The sequence below is a fragment of the Curtobacterium sp. TXMA1 genome, from assembly GCF_020162095.1.
Lineage (GTDB): Bacteria > Actinomycetota > Actinomycetes > Actinomycetales > Microbacteriaceae > Curtobacterium.
In genome coordinates, this window is sequence record NZ_CP083910.1 from 2643730 (window position 1) to 2659907 (window position 16178).

Consider the following 16178-nt stretch of genomic DNA (forward strand, 5'->3'; position numbering starts at 1 on the left):
CGGTGGAATACGCGATTATGTCGGTCAGCCACAGCTCTCGAAGTCTCGCACTGTGAACGCGCATCGGCTTCGGCCGTGGTGTACCGGCGGCTCAGCCGTGAGGTTTGGTCGGCGCTTTCTTGCGGGCATCGACCGTCGCCTCACCACTGCTGCGAGCGAAGGCAGATGAAGGTTTTTGCCGACCTCCGCCGTGCCAAGCCGAGTGTGTCGCGGAAGCCTTGAGAGGGGAATCGGCCGACGTCCTGAAATGTCGTGGTCTCAGCGGCTCGATGAGCGTCTCAGGGTGCAGGTGCACCCACGCAACGACGTGTTCAAGCGCGTTTATCCGGAGGTTCAGGGCGGCTCGGCTGTCGTCGATGGTGCGGTGCACGCGAGCGCTGAAGGCGCTACCGTCGCGGTCGACCTCCTTTACGTTGCGCAGGGCGGCCCGGAGCTGCGCAGGCAGGGGCGGGCGAGGAGACCGTCGATCATGTCGGGCGCGCGGTCTCGCATGAGGTTGCCGGTGGTGTTGAGTCGGTAGGGGTCGACGTGTTCGTCACCCCACACGGCTTCCCAGGACCACTCAGGCGGCACCCCGTCGGTGATGATGAGCTCGTGTTCCCCGGGCTGCCATCGTTGCGCTCCTCCGGACAGCGTGCTCTGCATGAGCACGGTCAGCTGGTCCCGGGCCACGGCCGCCGCTTCCGATGGCCTGGTGTTCGGTTGGTGCACGCGGACATGCCCGGTGAACGAGGCATCGGCTTGTGCGTTCGGCGGAGGCACCGGGACCTTCCGGATGCATGACCCGGGTCGCGGCGCTGCGCCGGGTTTGTGTCCTCGGTACTCGCGCAGAAGTGAGGCCCCACCCAACGAACGTCTCTCTGCCGCCGAACCGATCGTCGGGTTCCTCAGGCGCTCCAGGAGCCCGCGCGCAGCAGTGCATCTCGTGATGGGCGTCGACGGCGCGCTACCGTGACGCCTGCTGTTCCCAGCAGACCCGGCCTCGTTTGCAGCCGCTCGTTGCGCTGTCTCGCAGTGAGCCGGCGCCCCGTTGACGGCGGTTCGGGACGTTCTCCGGGCGGCGTCGCCGGAAACGCACGCCGAAGTGGTCGACGGTCGAGCTTTTCTAGTCTCGGCGCAGCTCATCGAGCCAGAACGAGGCATTCGGCATAAGGTAGACACCCTCCGACGGTGCTGCTCGACGTATCTCGAGGTTGGCGTGCTCCTCGAACGCGGAATCGACGATCTCCATTGCTGCCAGCAAGTGGGAGACGTGGCCGCCGCCGTACCCCGCCTGCAGCAGCGGGTGCGCCCCCTGCTGCGACCAGATGTCACGTCGTAGTCGGTTGGAGAGACGTGGTCGGTATCGCGCGCCGTAGTCTCCGGCGCGGATGTGCTCGCCTCGCAGCCAGACGGGTGCGGCGTTCCGGACAGCGTCGACGAGTGCCTGATGTGCTGCCCTAGCCTCGGCCGGGATTTGTGTGAAGTCCGCGGTGGGGAGGTGCTGCTGGTAGGCGACGACGAGAGGGTTCCATACGTCGCCGAAGGCGACACTGGTGGCATGCACCGCGTCGTACGTTGCTACGAGTCGGAGGTATTCCGCGAGTTCCCAGGCGCTGTCGTAGGACGGTTGACCGAGCGCGAGTAGCTCGACGAACAGCGGGGCGAGGAGCTGGTGCAGAGGCGCGGCGAAGCGGGAGCCGTGCGGGCTTGCAAGGGTGATGCCGGCGCGTTCGACTTTCGACTCTGGGGAGACAAGCACCTCGGTGACAAGGCGGTACGCGAGAGACCACCGTCCCCGTGCGACTGCGGCGACGTACCCGGAGTACCAGAGGACAACGCTTGGGTGCAGCCGTGTGTGGGAGACCTCGGTCAATCCGGCTCGGAATTCGTAGTCCGCCAGTTCTTGGATTCCGGAGATCCACCATGGGTCGGTGCTCTCGTCGCCCCAGTACGCGGTCGTCGCGACCTGTGCGCTGAGCACCGGCAGCTCACGATCGAAGGCGGCGAGCATGCTTTGGATTGTGCCGTGCATATCGCGGGTGTTCGTGTCGGGGTTGGTCATCGCTGGAAGTTCCCGCAGACGTGTGAACCCGCGGCGGAGATCGTCGTGCAAACTCATTGCGACGGTGTCACCTCGCAAGGCTCGCTTGGCTGCTCCGACTGCAACGCGAGCGGTGACCGGTGCTGCTGGGTCGGTGTCGCTGATTGCCGCAACTCCCTCGGCCATCCGCGTAAGGCCAGCATCAGCGGTAGCTGCGAGGTGGATGCCCTGTCGGCGTCGCATCAGTTCCGTCAGCGCGGGGTTGGGCAACGATGGGTCGATGACGTACATCGGCAGGTAGGGATGCTCAGTGCTGGCAATGATCTCGCGCAGCGCAGGGTCCCAGCGTGCAGACCAACCGGACACGAGCAGACCGTATTCGGCGCTGATCTGTCGCAGGAGCCGCACCAATCCGGAGTCGTAACCGGCGAGTTCTTCCGCAGTATTCCGCATGGAAGACGGGTTGAGGTACTCGCCGTGGACGTGGATCACGACCGCGTCCTGCGCGTGCAACGGCCGAGCGTTCTCGAAGTCATCGCAGGTCGCGAGCACTGTCGGTTCGATGCCAGCGTCACGCAGTGCCGCTTCCATGAGGTGATCGAAGTTCAGGGTGAGGACGATCCTGATTCGTCCGGCTGCGACCATTGACGCGACTGCTCGGTGTGCCGCGGACGGAGTGAGCGGCTCCCGTTCCGGATCGTCCCGGTCAGGCTCGAAGAAACGACGTAGCAGTCCCTGACGGTCGGCGACCGTCGCGGACAGCCGCCCGAGGAGGCCGTCGTATGTGACGGGCTCGCCGAAACGCTGTTCGTACCACGTATCCGGCTCATCCCCCGGGTCGGCCCCTTCAATGCTCGCCACCTCGCGGACCAGGGACAGTTGCACCTCCCATGCGGAAGGAGCGCCGCTCGCAATCGATACCCCAGCCCCGAGTAGGACTGCGTAGCTTCCCGAGTTCCGATGCACCGAAAATGCAGCTGACAGTTCTACGTCGTCGAATGCTGGCACGAGAGCTAGCCTGGCATACGAACTGACGCGCTCGCCCTGCCGCGGAAGCGACCTGATCGAACGCGTGCAGCCGGCCGCAGGAAGCAACGCGACTCGATCTCGGCTCAGTACGCTGCATGCTGTGGGCGAGTACTGGGACCTTCGAACGAAACAGCGGCAGCTGTACTGGGGTAAGAATTACGTTCCCGACCAGGTTGCGCTTCTCTTTGCCGATGGCGACCTGGAGGTACGGATCGCTCCGGCTTCCGACGATGAAGAGGATCCCGGAAACACGTTCGTGCCCGACGTGTTCGTGTACCGGTCTACGGTGGCAACTCTTCGGGCACGCCTGAAGATTCAAGGATTCGACGTCGAGCGTGCGTATGCCGCGGCGCTGACTCATTTGGAGGCCGAACAGGACGACGACGAATACCGACGAGAACCGCCGCCGGGCGAGCCTACCTTCGGCACACCGCGCGAGCTGCTTCGAACAACCACCAGGTGGGCATCACGACAGGACCGGATCAGTTCCATCGAAGGACGAATCAACGAAGCGCTCCGGTCGGTGTGGCAGGAATTGATCGAAGCGTTCGATGATCCTCGCTTCGCGATTGCGTTGCAGCTGCGTGGCCTACGAAGCAGCACCGCTGTCACCCTGGACCTGTCCGGGGTTCTCATGGGTGGATGGCTCGCTCCGACTGACCGCCCTCATGTCGCCGCGCGAGCACGGCTCACGAGCAGAGTGAACTCAGCTGGAAGCATCATCGTCGTCACTGAAGGTCGCACAGACGCCACGTTGTTCTCACGCGCCCTGCAGCTCGCGGCTCCGGAGGTTGCCCCCCAGTTTCGGTTCCTCGATTTCGAGGCTACGAGGACATCGGGCGGGACGGACCATGTCGTCCGGTTGACAACCTCGCTTGCCGCTGCTGGTGTCGTGAACCGCGTCATCGCTGTACTCGACAACGACGCTGCCGGAAACCTTGCCTGTGACCAACTCAGGCGCATGCAGCTTCCTGACCACTTCCTTGTCACGGTGCTCCCGCAGCTTCCTTACGCTCGTCGGTACCCGACGATCGGACCGGACGGGCCGAGCGTCTCCGACGTCAATGGACGTGCGGTTGCCGTCGAGATGCTCTTCGGACCAGCGGTCCTTCGAACGGGTGGGAACGGCACGCTCCCGCCCGTGCGGTGGAGCGGCGCCATTGGAAAGCCACCCGTGTACCAGGGCTCGCTCGAGTACAAGGGTCCCGTCCAGACGGCCATCTTCGCCGCTCTTGAGGACGCAACGACCCTCGCTGACCTTGATCCGGAGATAGCGCGGGGCTGCTGCCTCATCGCGCGGATGCTGCTCGCAGCATCCGGGACGATCGAACCGCCGATGTCGACCGAATTCTCTCCGCTCATTACGCTCTGACGTCATCGTTGCCTGCGTGGCGATCGTCAACGATACCGGTGTACCGAGCGGAGCACCGCTGCTCGGTCGTTGACGCTCATCAAGCGGCGCGCCGGAGGCAATGTTGATCGGTCATGACGGACGTACCGCCAACCAGGGCTTCATCATGATGATCTCGGGATTATCATGATGATGTGCTTGATGATGAACTCGCCGCAGTTGTCGCGTCTCTGAGGGAGGTCGGCGCCGATGGACTGGATGTCGAAGCGAAGAAAGCTGCCGGAGGCCTACCATCATCACTTCGCGAGACTCTGTCGGCTTTCTCCAATACGGCCGGCGGCACGATCATCCTCGGGCTCGACGAGAGCGAGTCGTTCGCTGCCTCTGGGGTGAGCGACCCCGCGAAAATGGCATCCGATCTGGCGTCGATGTGCGCTGAGGAGGTGCATCCCCCCGTCAGGGCTGTCATCAAGCAGCACCAGTTCGAGGGTGCCTGGCTCATCGTCGCTGAGGTGCCCGAGATTGAACCATCGTTGAAGCCGTGCTTCTCGAAGGGCCGCGGGATCAGCACCGGGAGTTACATCCGCGTCCACGACGGTGATCAACATCTGTCCACCTATGAGGTGCAGACCCTCATAGCCAACCGGGGGCAGCCGTTGGTCGATGGGGATCCAGTGCCAGGCACCGACCGATCTTGGCTCGACGACGGCCTCGTGGCCGCCTACGTCGAACGCGTACGGCAGCTTCGAGGGTGGGCATATCGGGATCTCGACGAGATCGGCGTGTTGCAGCAAAGTCGTGCACTGGCAGCGAATGCCGATGGTGACGTAGTTGCCACGCTCGCTGGCCTGCTAGCGATGGGTCGCCATCCCCAGCAGATGTTCCCGCAACTCACGCTCACGCTGGTGGTGTATCCAACCGAGCATGGCCCGGACGACTCGACCGGGACACGTTTCCTCGACAACGTCACGCTTGACGGCCCAGTCCCAGTGATGGCAAGGGACGCCCTCGCCGCGGTCACCCGCAACATGCGGAGGCGGTCGATCGTGAGTGGAGTTGGCCGCACGGACACATGGGAATACCCCGAGGCAGCCCTTCGCGAGGCAATCGTCAATGCCCTCATTCACCGCGACCTCTCTGCGCACGCTCGCGGTACGCAAGTGCAGATCGAAATGTATCCGGATCGGCTTCTCATCCGTAACCCCGGGGGACTGTTCGGACCGGTCACTGTGGGGTCCCTCACCGAAGAAGTCGCCACCTCATCGTCGAGAAACTCCTTCCTGCTGAGACTGCTGGAGGACGTCTCGCTACCGGGAGAGAACCGGACCGTGTGCGAGAACCGCGGATCTGGCATCCGAACCATGGTCGGCGCGCTTCGTTCGGCCGGTATGAGCATCCCGAAGTTCGACGACCGTGTTTCATCCTTCACAGTCACCTTCCCTAATCACGCACTACTGGACGAGGCGACCGTCGAGTGGTTCGACCGTCTAAACGAAAGCGGGCTCACGGATTCCCAGATAGTCGGCCTTGCCACAATGCGGAACCGCGGCTCGATCGACAACTCGACGTACCGGGCAGCATCCGGATTGGATTCTCGCGTCGCCACCGCTGAGCTACGTGACCTCGTCTCACGAGAACTTATCGTGCAGATCGGTACGAGGCGGTGGACAGAGTACCGACTGTCGCCTCGAACTCGTGGTGCGGCCGCCGAGACGGCTCGTCGACTCGCCCCGCGCGACCGGCGTCAAGTGATTCTCGACGCGCTCCAAGGACGCGTCTTGTCACGTGCCGAGATCGAGCTTGAGACCGGTCTGAACAAGCAGGTCGTCATCCACTGGCTCCGCGTTCTCCGTAAGGAGAACCAAGTGCAGACGGTGGGCAACGCGTCGCCGCAGAGCAAGAACGTCCGCTACGAGCGCGTCAGTTCTCTGTGGAGCCAGACCCAGCTGGACTTCGGCGAATGACTCTGCCGTTCGAAGCCGCGATCTGCATGTTGACCGTGAAGGGCCTCACCGAATGCGAGCGCTGCAAGCCGGCGTGGCGATCCGAAGCGCGCACGCATCGTCCACGAGGCTCGCGTGCTTTCTCATGCGTAGGCACTGGCAAGATGAGATCATGAGCGGCTTGGGTTGGACGAGTGTTCACGGAATCATGATGACGTCCGAGGCCATCGACGCTTACGGCGGTTTCCAAGTACCTCGCCAAGTCCTCGCGCAAGTTGTCGGCAGCATCAACTCGGGCGGCCTACCGTTCCATGTCAATCACCAGCTGGATCACCCGCTGCGCGTCCGGGACCTTCACGCCTGGGTGCAGACCCGAGCAGACGGCATCGAGGAGTTGCACTTCTCAGCGGCTGTGCATCCCGACGACGCTCGATGGATGAAAGAGTACGGACACATCTCAGTCATGATGACTGCGCCAATCGCTCGGGACGCGCAGTCGGAGAACGAAAGCCAAGCGGCCGTCAGGGTCGCAGCGGACCACAGCTGGTTCTCGGACGACGCGCTCATCACGGCAGAGCGGGATCTTCTCCTCGCAGGTATAGGAAGCGAAGGGGTGCGTGTTGAGCGCGCGTATCAGTTTGGGTTGATCCCCGATCCCCAGATCTACCTCGACGTGACCTGGGCGATCCTTCAGTCGGTCGGCGCCAGCGCGATCTGGGACGGCGTGAAACAACTGTTCCGACTCCGAAGAAAGCGTCCAGAGGCGGAAAACTCCCCAACCACAATCAACTTCACGGTCCGAAACGGTGACCAATCAGTCACTGCGGTGGTGCGGACCTCCGATGAAGCGGTCGCCGATCGTGCCTTCGATTCTCTCGATCATGCTTTGAACGCAGTTGTGCAACAGTCCACGCAGGGCGGGAACCAAGAGCCGCCAGCGCCGCCCCTCACCTGGGACGATACAAACTACGGATGGAAGCCACCGACCTGAGCTGGTGATGCTGCCGCTCAGTTCAGAACCCGAAAACGCGGTTCACCCTTCCTCGTACGCGCTCCCGCACAGTGCGACGTGATCCCGGGTGTAGTCAGCAAATATCCAATGATGTGCCTTCCGTAGTTGCGCAGGACCGACCAGCGGCTGAGGCAGTAGCCGGACGGTGGTGCGGGGAGAAGAGCAGCAAGCTCGCGGGGCGTCGAACAGACTCACGCCGTCGCCATCTACAGTCCGTACATGATGCTCACCGGAACTGTCGCCGCTTCGAGCGCGCCCTTCCCTGTTAAAGTGGATGCGCACGACGGCATCGAGGTCGCACAAGTCGAGGTCACGTCGGGAGTCAAGCCGGGCGAGAACGCTGTTCGTGTAACAGTGCGTGACCTCCCACGTGCAGTCGTGGAGCGGGGCATTCGCATCGTGGTGCGCGCGGAAGTTCTTGACCCGTTCTCCAACACCACCATCTACCCGGGCTTCTACGACGAATGGACGAGCACCGTGCTGGCGGAGCGCGCCTCGTCGTTTGACCTCGCTCTGCCGATGTCGCTTTCGTACTTCCTCGCACCGATCTCGATGACGATCAATGCCGCAGCGATGTGACGACTGCGTCAAGGCATGGGGCAACGGCCTGCAAAGCGCTGCCTGACGGACGGGAGTGTGCCCCGCGCCGGGGAAGGAGGGTCATGGCGCAGCGAACAGGCGCTCTGCGCCATGCCTGCTCTACCAATTCGGGAACCGGCGCGATATCGGCCACACCTCCGGTCGGATCACATCGAACAATTCTCTTGGCGCCCGGGCGATGTCGCGGGCGAACCAGGTGAGCTGTTCATCGATGTCGTCTTCCGAGGACACAAGCACGCTTGTGCCGATCGACACCCCGCCGACTGAGACTTCGAGCCATCGATGTGACGGGGTCCCTCCGCTCGAGACAACGCCGTTCGAAACGTGAACTAGGTCCGTGATGCCGGCCTTACCCCAAGCCGCGACCAGAGCGGCGTGGGCTTCGCTTCGCGACTTGAGGCCATCTGCGTCGGCACCGAAGTGACGAAACACCTCGATCCGAACGCTGAGCGCTTCGGCGCTGGACTCCGCCATCGTGCAGACTCGCCAACCGGTACGCCGAGCGATTCGTACAGCGTCGCGGTGCTGATGGAGAGGGACGTCGTACTCCCACAAGACAGTGCCCCTGGGGCGCCAAGCGCTCAACTCGCGCGCGCTGACGGCGTCAACCCGGATACCGCGCTCGCTCGCAGCGCGCGCCCGTGCAGAAGCGGTGACGCCGCTCGCGGTGACCAACAGCCCAGTCTCCGCACCGACGTCGTTGATGAGCCCGATGAAGGACTCGACACCCTTCACGTCAACAGGCCTGGAGTAGAGCTTGCAGTCGACGACCATCGACTGGTCGGCGCCACCGAACAGCGGCCCGGTCACAAGAACGTCGATTTGCCGCGTTCTTCCACTCTTTCGTCCGACGAGTTGAACGTTCCGCCTCACCGTAGCTGCGTCGCCGAGGATCGCTCCGATAACGTCCGCGACTCCGTTCTCATAGTCCGTGTCGAGCGCTGAAGTTGGCTCAGACATTATTGTCTCCGGCTCGCGATAGATGCAGGCGTCACTTGGTGAGGATCTCACGTGGCACTACTGCCCGCTCGCCACCACTTCACGTGCCCGGCGATCTCTCACTGAGCCGAATAACGGAGGCGGACAAGGACCGCTGGCCTCCGAGGGGAAACCAGCCGTCCGGTCAGCCTCGCGCGTGTCCGTCAGCGTGAGTTCGAGCTGGGCTTCCTCCGCATCGTCCGCAATCGGTCGAGTTGCTCTGGCGGGCGCGCCCTAGGTCGGCTGAAGCGACGTTCGGTGGTTCCCGTCGGCCTGGCTCGAAGTGACGGGCTGCCGAGGCCGCCCACTGCGCGACGGCGCCTCCGCATACAAGCGTTCAATGCCGCGACTTGTGAGGGCGCACCTAACCAGCGCCGTCGATCCTTCTCGTGATCGAGGAAAACAGGATGCTCCGGAGCAACTCCGTGGCATTCGTCGTCATTCACGGTGGCGACTTAGTGAGCGAGCGCGACGCCAGAGACGCCCTCAGCAGTGACGGATCAGCAGAGGTCTACCATGGCTCAGCGAAGTGGCACGGGGACCTCATCGGCGAAGCCAGCTGCTCGGATGGCTGCTCGGATGGGCGGCGTCGAGTGCTATCGCGGTGATCTCGCTACTAGTCAACTGTGAGTCGCAGGCAACCTCTGAGAACAGCCTCGCATGGAGTATCGGCTTGGGCGCAATTGGCGCGGCGCCACTGCTCGGCCTGACCCTCGACCTAGCGCGCGACCGCCATCTGCGCAAGAAAGACGCACGTGACGGCGCGTCCCCAACGTTCACCGCGCTCACCATAGGGGCCGCCTACGGAGGCGCCCTCTTCGTGCTGGGCAGCTATGTCGGTGACGCTCCGCCGTACGGGCTTCCGGCAACAGCACTCGCACTAGCGGTGCTAGTCCTATTAGGAAGCATCTTCGCGATCGGCCACGCAACATGGACGAGCGCGAATCGGGCCGGCTTCTCGGACTACACGGTGTTGCCCCTAGCTACTGGACGGGCGGCGGTGGCGTCGGCGCCCTCGCTGTGCACCTGACGTACGAAGCCGGCACCGACCTCCGAGTCCGGCACTTCATTTCAGCAACAACCAGCCGCGACGACGCCATTGACACGAAGTGGAACGAAGTACTCGCCGACATGCACGCCGAGGCCTCAAAGTTCCACGCCACCACCGGTTGGGGAGACTTCGATCACCAGCGCACCTCCGGCGCCCACACGAGCCTCGCTGGAAGCAAGAAGCAGCAGGCCATGCACCACATCGAAACGATCGCCGCGATCCTCGGCATCTAGTGCTGCGGGGCGCCGCGCCTCGGCGCCCCGCAGCACCCAGGCAAAACCACTAGTCCCGAGGCGGCGTCGGGCAACCCGTCGCCGCAGGCAACGCACTCCGCAACAAGCGCGCCCAGAAGTGCCCAAAAGCGCGCCACTTCCTAACCAGAGTCGGATCTACAGTCGTACCATGTCTTCGCAGAACAGAATATCCAGGCAGCTGCGCTCGGACCTCATCGACGGGCTCACCCTTGGACCGCACCATTGGGCCGGAGCGATGGACGAGGATCAGTTCCTCAGCCGCTTGTACGATCTGCGGTCCATGCCCACGACAGACCACCGGCGATCGCTCTACCCGACCGCCGCGGAGGACATCCACAAGCATCGCGTCGACAATCGTGACGGACCCGACGACTGGGTTTTCTCGGACAGTCGGTTCAACCTCCGGCACGCCCCCGATGCGGACTTCTTGCGGTTCCTCGTCGAGACTGTTCATCCCGCAGTTCGGCCGAACCCAGAGCATGCCGTCGAACTCACGAGGGGCTACAACGAGCTACTTCGGCAGGCAGGCTGGGAACTCGTCGAAACGCGACGGGCCGGAGAACACGTCTACTACGTCGCTGCCGCCGCGAATGGAATCCGCAGCCCGGCCGAGGTCACGGTCGCTCCCCCGGACTACCGTGACGCGACCGTCCTCAACGATCACCTCACACGGCTGAGACGGGACCTTGATGCGGATCCCGCTGCCGCAATCGCGCACTGCAAGGAACTGCTCGAATCGCAATGCAAGCTAGTGCTAGAAGCTCTGCGAGTCGAGTCCTCCGATCGTGAGGATCTACCGAAGCTGTACCGCAAGACCGCTGAGGCGCTCGGTATCCATGCGGCAGCAGTACCCGGTGACAACCGTGCTTCCGACGCGATCCGCGGAATGCTGCGAAGCTTGGCGGCGCTGGTGCAGAACGTTGCCGAGGCGCGGAACGCGATGGGGACCGGCCACGGCCGTGCGACGCCGTCCCGAGCCGAACCTCGGCACGCTCGTCTCGTGTTCAATGCCACGGTGGCGGTGGCTGAGTACATCGCGGAGGTGTGGGCTCGGCGGCGGTAACGGCGAAAGGCGTGTGCCGCCACCGTGCTGGCGCCGGACGAGGCAGTGTCCCCGCCCGGTAGGCGAGCAGGATCGACCCGAGCCGGGACCTACAATGCGGCTCGATCTATAATCTCTATAATCCGCATCTGAGCAATGGGCCGGTTCGTCGACGGGACCTGATCAGGTGGCTCTCAACGCTGCTGTCCGCGCCTCTCCTCTCGGCCCCACGAGGATCTCTGATCTGACGCACAATGTCGGCTCACTGTCGACGTCGAAGTGCACTGGCGAGTAGCGACGATTGACTGTCAGGGTCCCCGACTTGAATCTCCTCGATCACGAGGCCTCGCCACCCGCGGAGTCTCAGCGTCCTGCATCGTCAAGCACCGGGCCGTCGCGCATACTGCTGCTGTTCGAAGCGCTGACACAGGTCAGTTGCAGCCACCCTTGCTGACGCCGTCAGGTACGCGAGGGCTTTCGAAGAGGCTCGCAGATTGGCGCGATTGCAAGCTCCTAAGGAGAGGCCCGATGAGCGTGGTCTCTTGAGCCTCGTGAGAACGCGGACGCTTCCGACTACGCGCTACGGCCGACCAGGCGCCTTCGAGTTGGTCGCGACGGTCCGCAGCGTCGCCGTCTCGACGCTTCGCGTACGAGACGGCAGGGTCGTCGGTAGGCTCCCAACACCCAAACGGCTGGCAGCAGGTTCCGTCGCGCCGTGCCCTCACAAGGAGATGCGACTCCAGCATCTACGCTTGCGGATACCTGACTCTCGCCTATGCGATCCGCTAGAACTCTGGAGCCCGCTGTCCGTCGTCTGCCCAGCTCGCACCCCTGCACGTCATATTGCGGTGCGGCTTCAGCAGAAAGCGGTTCACTCTGTCAAGGTGGAGGAGCCAACGACAGGAGATCCCATGGCGCAGCAAGTCATCACCACACTCGTCGACGACATCACCGGAACGCCAATTGCGGACGGTAGCGGCAGCACCATCCGATTCGCGTTCGACGGCGGAAACTACGAGATCGACTTGTCCGATGAGAACGCCGACAAGCTCCGTAGCGCCTTCGCCACCTACACTGCTGCAGCGCGGAAGGTCGGAGCCCGCGGCAGCGCCGCACGGTCCTCCGCTCCCCGGCCGGGCAGTAACGCCGACGATCTTGCAAAAATCCGCGAGTGGGCGAACGCAAACGGACATGAGGTGTCGACTCGAGGAAGGATCGCTCAGGTCGTACGGGACGCCTACGACGCCGCGCATTGACATAGTCGTCACCCGCACCCGAGCGGATGCGTCGGGATTCGATGCGGCACGTCAGCAAGCGCCGACGCTGCATCGGTTTAGCGCGATCTGCGTCCGAGCGCCTGTGCTGAGCTGTGGCGTGGGAAGGATGGTTGCGGCATGTGGACGCTGCAGCAGTCGAGGAACAAGTTCGAAGCGCGATTTCGAGGGAATACCGGCGCGCAGTACGCGAGTACGCTGCGCCTACTAGATGCTGCAGAAGCCGCAACCACCGAAGGCAGGGTGCCGACGCTTCTTGCTTGGACGCGCTCAATGAATGCCTCGAACGCGCGGCGGACGCGGTCTTCAGCCGACGTTTACTGCGGGCTGGTCAAGACGGGCGATCTTGGGACGAGCGAGCGGCTGAGGGACGGTAAGGGAGCCTGGATCGCGATTGCGGAGCGATTCGTGCGGCTCGCGGAGTCACTGGCCAACGTCTTTCCGGCCTTCGAGAGCGCGTGGCCGTCTCTGCGACACTCGCAGCACGCCGGCCACGCGCTTGACGCTGCTCGGCTCGAGTTGTTTCGGCACGTCGGGCGCGACGATGAGGGCGACCATCAGAACAGCCCGAACCAGAGCCACCTGTGGGAACGACATCAAGAGCTGAATTTCGTTAAGCCCGCAACTCAAGCCGCAGTCCGCTGGGTGATCGCTCACGAGCTGGCGCACCAAGTCCCCGACTCTGAGGACGTCGCCGCAGCCTCTGACGCATGTCGACTGCTGCTTCGCGACCATCGTCTTTGGCCTTCATCACAGGATCACCGAGACGAGATAATCAGGGACTACCTCGCCACAACCTACGTGCTGAACAGCGAAGCCGGTGTGCACGACCTGATGACGGCGATAGCAGGCTCCTACATCGGGACCCTGGCGCTTGGCTTCGACGGATGGTTCGCCGACGGCTCTGCACCGTCGGACACTCACCCATCCCCATTCCTGCGGCTCGATGCACTCTGGTTCTTCTGGCTCAAGCATCTGGAAGCGCTTCGTGACGAGCAGTGGGCCCGCCACCGGCTGCCCGATCCACACGGCCTGGACGACATGGCCGATTTCTACGCCTACGCAAAGTGGTGCGCCGGAGCGTACCGCTCGGAACGGCGTGGTCCGGTCATCGATCAGGACGCAGAAATGCTCCGGAACGCGGTACTTCGGTCGGCTGATCCGCCTGGCTTCGGACTACCTGATCAGGTACGAACGCTGCTGCCGATGATGCTGAGCAGACTTCCGCCGAAACAGCGCGCCGAGATGGAGGAGCGTCTGAGCCGTCTTTCGCGGTCCCGCCGACCTTAGCGCTGTCGCCGCCGCTAACTTGCCGAGGTTGCTCTAAGCGTCGCGAAGCAATCCGGAGCGCAGGTAGCGCACAAATTCAGCAGCTTCGCGCCGCAGGTCCTGCGCGATTGAGAGTCGTGTATGAAGATAGTGCTGGTGCTCCGGGTGAACATTCGTGCGCACGCGCGTTACGGACTCTCCGATGAAAAGAAGACCGAGGCGCACCGCGTGCTCGGCATTCTTCCGCGGGGCAGCGAACATAAGGCCGACGGGCCGAAGGTGCATGAGGCGGTCGACATCGAGATACGCTTCGCGTTCCGAACCGGTTCCCACGGTCGCCGTGTCCGTGAGCGCGACGTAGTAAGCATCGAGTGCTGCTGCCAGCTCCCCGACGAGTCCAAGGAGGCTTCGTAGCCGAACAGCCGCGACGCCGATGAAGAAGACAGCGAGGGTCAGAACCGCGCCGACGGTAACAGCGAACGTTGTGAGTACTGTGACGACCGGCGCGAGGACAGCGCAAGTCAGTACCCACAACGCGGTCCATGTTGCTACCACGGCGACGGCGTTCAGCGGGTGGGCCGAGCCCACGTTTCGCCGACTGAGCAATGCTGGAGCGCACTGCAAAGCACCTCGTGCGGACCCGACCGCTATCGCCGCGAGGGCCGCTCCGCTGACGCCAGCGGACACGCGATCGGTCAGCGATCCAGGCAGGAGGCCGCTCGTTGTCAGATAGTCCGCTCCCCAGCAGAAACTAAACACCATCGACAGGCACAGAAGCTGACCGGCGAGGACCCCAAGGTCCTGCAATGAGGTCATCGCCTCGGGGATACTCGTTGCTCGCCGGTGAGCGATGACCATCGCGACAGCGACAGCTGCGAAGAGCGCCACGAAAAACCATCCCTGAGCGAAAGGGACGGTGACAGCGGCGACTGTAGACACAGTCGCCGCTGTCGTCAGAGCGACGAGGACGAGCTTGGCTCGTACAGTGCGCAACGAAAAAGGTCAGAGCGTTTGTCGAGATTCGAACCCTGCCGCGGCGTAGGTATCGAGCGCCCGCCAGAGGAGCGGCGGAGTTCTTCGGATAGTCAAACGTCGCACGGGGCGTTTCTAACGTCGCGCCGGATCTCCTCCGGATAGGGCTTGGCCATGATCGACATCCTTCCAGCGAGGACCACGTCCCCACGGGTCAGGAGTCAACCGAATCGACAGCAGTCCCCAGGCGGCACCTTGCTCCGTCCACTACCGATGACGTGTTCCCTGCTCAGGATCGGCTAATAGAGGGAAACTAATCAGACAGTGGTGGGGCCGTGCCGTGCCGAGTCGTCGTGACTGTCGTCGTCGGTCCGTGCGGTCCGTGCGGTCCGTGCGGTCCGCGACCGGTTTGCCGCGTCGGACTTTCCCACCATGGAAGAAATTTGATCGAGCCAGGAGAAGTGGCTCTCGTGCACGTCGAAGATGCCGATGTTGCGTGGCTTCCCGAGGATGGCGAGGCTGTACGTGGATGTGCCGTTGCGATCCGTTTCGCCGTCGACGTGCATGTGCCCGTGGAACGCGTATTTGGGCGCGACGTTGCGGAGCAGCTCCGTGACGAGGGCGCGCGAGGTTGCGGACGCGCGGAGCCTCGCTGCGGGCCATGTGCTGGCCGCGCGGAGGATGTCGTCGACTTCGCGGATGTGAACGTCGGGTGCTTCGTGAGTGAGGAGCACGTCGGTCGTGCCCGCGGCGCTGGCGCGGTCGACGTCATCGGCTGTCGGCGCCTCATGCATGCTCCATCCGCGATCGCCGGGGCCTTTGTTCAGCGACGCGGCGCCGCCGAATGACAGGAACGTCGTCGTTCCGAGCCGGAACCGGAAGCCGCGCGGGAGTACCCAGATCCGCTGACTGATTCGGTAGGGGCGGTCCGGGTGGCGGGTGACCTCAGCGTGGAGTTGTTCAGGCCAGTCGTGATTGCCGGGGGTGAGGAGCAGCCGGCGGATCCCGAATTCGTTGAGGAGCGCGTCGAGTCTGACGATGGTGTTGCGCAGGAACACCTGCTTGCCGCCGACGAGTACGGGGGCTTCATATCGCAGGTCTCCGAGGTGCAGGATTGTGCGCACGTCCGGTGCTGTGTTGGTGAGTGTGCGAAGGATGGCGTGGACGGCGTCGAGGTTGGACTCCCAGTCTCCGGCGATCGCAACGCGCCGCTCTCCCGGGCAGGTGAGGTCGAAGTCAGGGGCCCCGTCGGCGGTGGGCCAGATGCGTCGTTGTGATGCGGTCAGCCGCCGCCGGCGTGGTTGGCGGTCGGTTCCGGGTGGTGCGTTCGTGGGCATGGTTCTCCTCGGGTGCTGTCGTGGTGTGGTGGCGGTGCAGGGC

At 63.7% G+C, this 16178-nt stretch carries 13 protein-coding genes; 8 read left to right on the forward strand and 5 right to left on the reverse strand.

Annotated features, from left to right (window positions below; genetic code table 11):
- Positions 1-408: 408 nt before the first annotated feature.
- Together LCG91_RS12465 and LCG91_RS12470 are read right to left on the reverse strand one after the other, a co-directional pair.
- The gene (locus tag LCG91_RS12465; RefSeq protein WP_224441560.1) at positions 409-672 is read right to left on the reverse strand and encodes a hypothetical protein; all 264 of its coding nucleotides are present in this window, start codon (positions 670-672) and stop codon (positions 409-411) included.
- A 433-nt stretch (positions 673-1105) separates the two neighbouring features.
- Positions 1106-2908: an SIR2 family protein gene (locus LCG91_RS12470; protein ID WP_224441561.1), complete on the reverse strand. Its 1803-nt coding sequence runs from the start codon at positions 2906-2908 to the stop codon at positions 1106-1108.
- Between the two features lie 244 nt (positions 2909-3152).
- Between LCG91_RS12470 and LCG91_RS12475 the strand changes: the two genes are divergently transcribed.
- From LCG91_RS12475 to LCG91_RS12490, 4 genes are all read left to right on the forward strand, one after another.
- Positions 3153-4424, forward strand: a complete 1272-nt coding sequence (locus LCG91_RS12475; protein WP_224441562.1) for a HEPN/Toprim-associated domain-containing protein — start codon at positions 3153-3155, stop codon at positions 4422-4424.
- A gap of 173 nt (positions 4425-4597) precedes the next feature.
- The gene (locus LCG91_RS12480) at positions 4598-6367 is read left to right on the forward strand and encodes an ATP-binding protein (RefSeq protein ID WP_224441563.1); all 1770 of its coding nucleotides are present in this window, start codon (positions 4598-4600) and stop codon (positions 6365-6367) included.
- A gap of 151 nt (positions 6368-6518) precedes the next feature.
- Entirely contained in the window at positions 6519-7337 is an 819-nt protein-coding gene (locus tag LCG91_RS12485) for a hypothetical protein (protein ID WP_224441564.1), read from the forward strand.
- Between the two features lie 240 nt (positions 7338-7577).
- Positions 7578-7937, forward strand: a complete 360-nt coding sequence (locus LCG91_RS12490; RefSeq protein WP_224441565.1) for a hypothetical protein — start codon at positions 7578-7580, stop codon at positions 7935-7937.
- A 120-nt stretch (positions 7938-8057) separates the two neighbouring features.
- Here LCG91_RS12490 and LCG91_RS12495 read toward each other — a convergent pair whose 3' ends face one another.
- Positions 8058-8918: a restriction endonuclease gene (locus LCG91_RS12495; RefSeq protein ID WP_224441566.1), complete on the reverse strand. Its 861-nt coding sequence runs from the start codon at positions 8916-8918 to the stop codon at positions 8058-8060.
- A gap of 948 nt (positions 8919-9866) precedes the next feature.
- Between LCG91_RS12495 and LCG91_RS12500 the strand changes: the two genes are divergently transcribed.
- The 4 genes from LCG91_RS12500 (at position 9867) to LCG91_RS12515 (ending at position 13847) form a co-directional block, all read left to right on the forward strand.
- On the forward strand, positions 9867-10220 hold the full coding sequence (locus LCG91_RS12500) for a hypothetical protein (protein ID WP_224441567.1): 354 nt from the start codon (positions 9867-9869) through the stop codon (positions 10218-10220).
- A 169-nt stretch (positions 10221-10389) separates the two neighbouring features.
- Positions 10390-11304, forward strand: coding sequence for an abortive infection family protein (locus LCG91_RS12505; RefSeq protein ID WP_224441568.1), 915 nt, complete (start codon positions 10390-10392; stop codon positions 11302-11304).
- A gap of 890 nt (positions 11305-12194) precedes the next feature.
- Positions 12195-12539, forward strand: coding sequence for a histone-like nucleoid-structuring protein Lsr2 (locus LCG91_RS12510; protein WP_224441569.1), 345 nt, complete (start codon positions 12195-12197; stop codon positions 12537-12539).
- A gap of 138 nt (positions 12540-12677) precedes the next feature.
- The gene (locus LCG91_RS12515) at positions 12678-13847 is read left to right on the forward strand and encodes a hypothetical protein (protein WP_224441570.1); all 1170 of its coding nucleotides are present in this window, start codon (positions 12678-12680) and stop codon (positions 13845-13847) included.
- A 33-nt stretch (positions 13848-13880) separates the two neighbouring features.
- Here the strand turns inward: LCG91_RS12515 and LCG91_RS12520 are convergent, their stop codons facing one another.
- Both LCG91_RS12520 and LCG91_RS12525 read right to left on the reverse strand, forming a co-directional pair.
- Positions 13881-14714 (reverse strand): hypothetical protein, encoded by an 834-nt coding sequence (locus LCG91_RS12520; RefSeq protein ID WP_224441571.1) that lies wholly within the window; start codon positions 14712-14714, stop codon positions 13881-13883.
- Between the two features lie 401 nt (positions 14715-15115).
- Entirely contained in the window at positions 15116-16135 is a 1020-nt protein-coding gene (locus tag LCG91_RS12525) for a metallophosphoesterase (RefSeq protein WP_224441572.1), read from the reverse strand.
- Between the last annotated feature and the right edge of the window lie 43 nt (positions 16136-16178).

Bases quoted from the DNA above. Each gene is read 5' to 3' on its own strand.
- LCG91_RS12485 (WP_224441564.1), top strand. From the start codon at position 6,519: ATGAGCGGCTTGGGTTGGACGAGTGTTCACGGAATCATGATGACGTCC.
- LCG91_RS12490 (WP_224441565.1), top strand. From the start codon at position 7,578: ATGATGCTCACCGGAACTGTCGCCGCTTCGAGCGCGCCCTTCCCTGTT.
- LCG91_RS12495 (WP_224441566.1), bottom strand. From the start codon at position 8,918: ATGTCTGAGCCAACTTCAGCGCTCGACACGGACTATGAGAACGGAGTC.
- LCG91_RS12500 (WP_224441567.1), top strand. From the start codon at position 9,867: ATGGACGAGCGCGAATCGGGCCGGCTTCTCGGACTACACGGTGTTGCC.
- LCG91_RS12505 (WP_224441568.1), top strand. From the start codon at position 10,390: ATGTCTTCGCAGAACAGAATATCCAGGCAGCTGCGCTCGGACCTCATC.
- LCG91_RS12510 (WP_224441569.1), top strand. From the start codon at position 12,195: ATGGCGCAGCAAGTCATCACCACACTCGTCGACGACATCACCGGAACG.
- LCG91_RS12515 (WP_224441570.1), top strand. From the start codon at position 12,678: ATGTGGACGCTGCAGCAGTCGAGGAACAAGTTCGAAGCGCGATTTCGA.
- LCG91_RS12525 (WP_224441572.1), bottom strand. From the start codon at position 16,135: ATGCCCACGAACGCACCACCCGGAACCGACCGCCAACCACGCCGGCGG.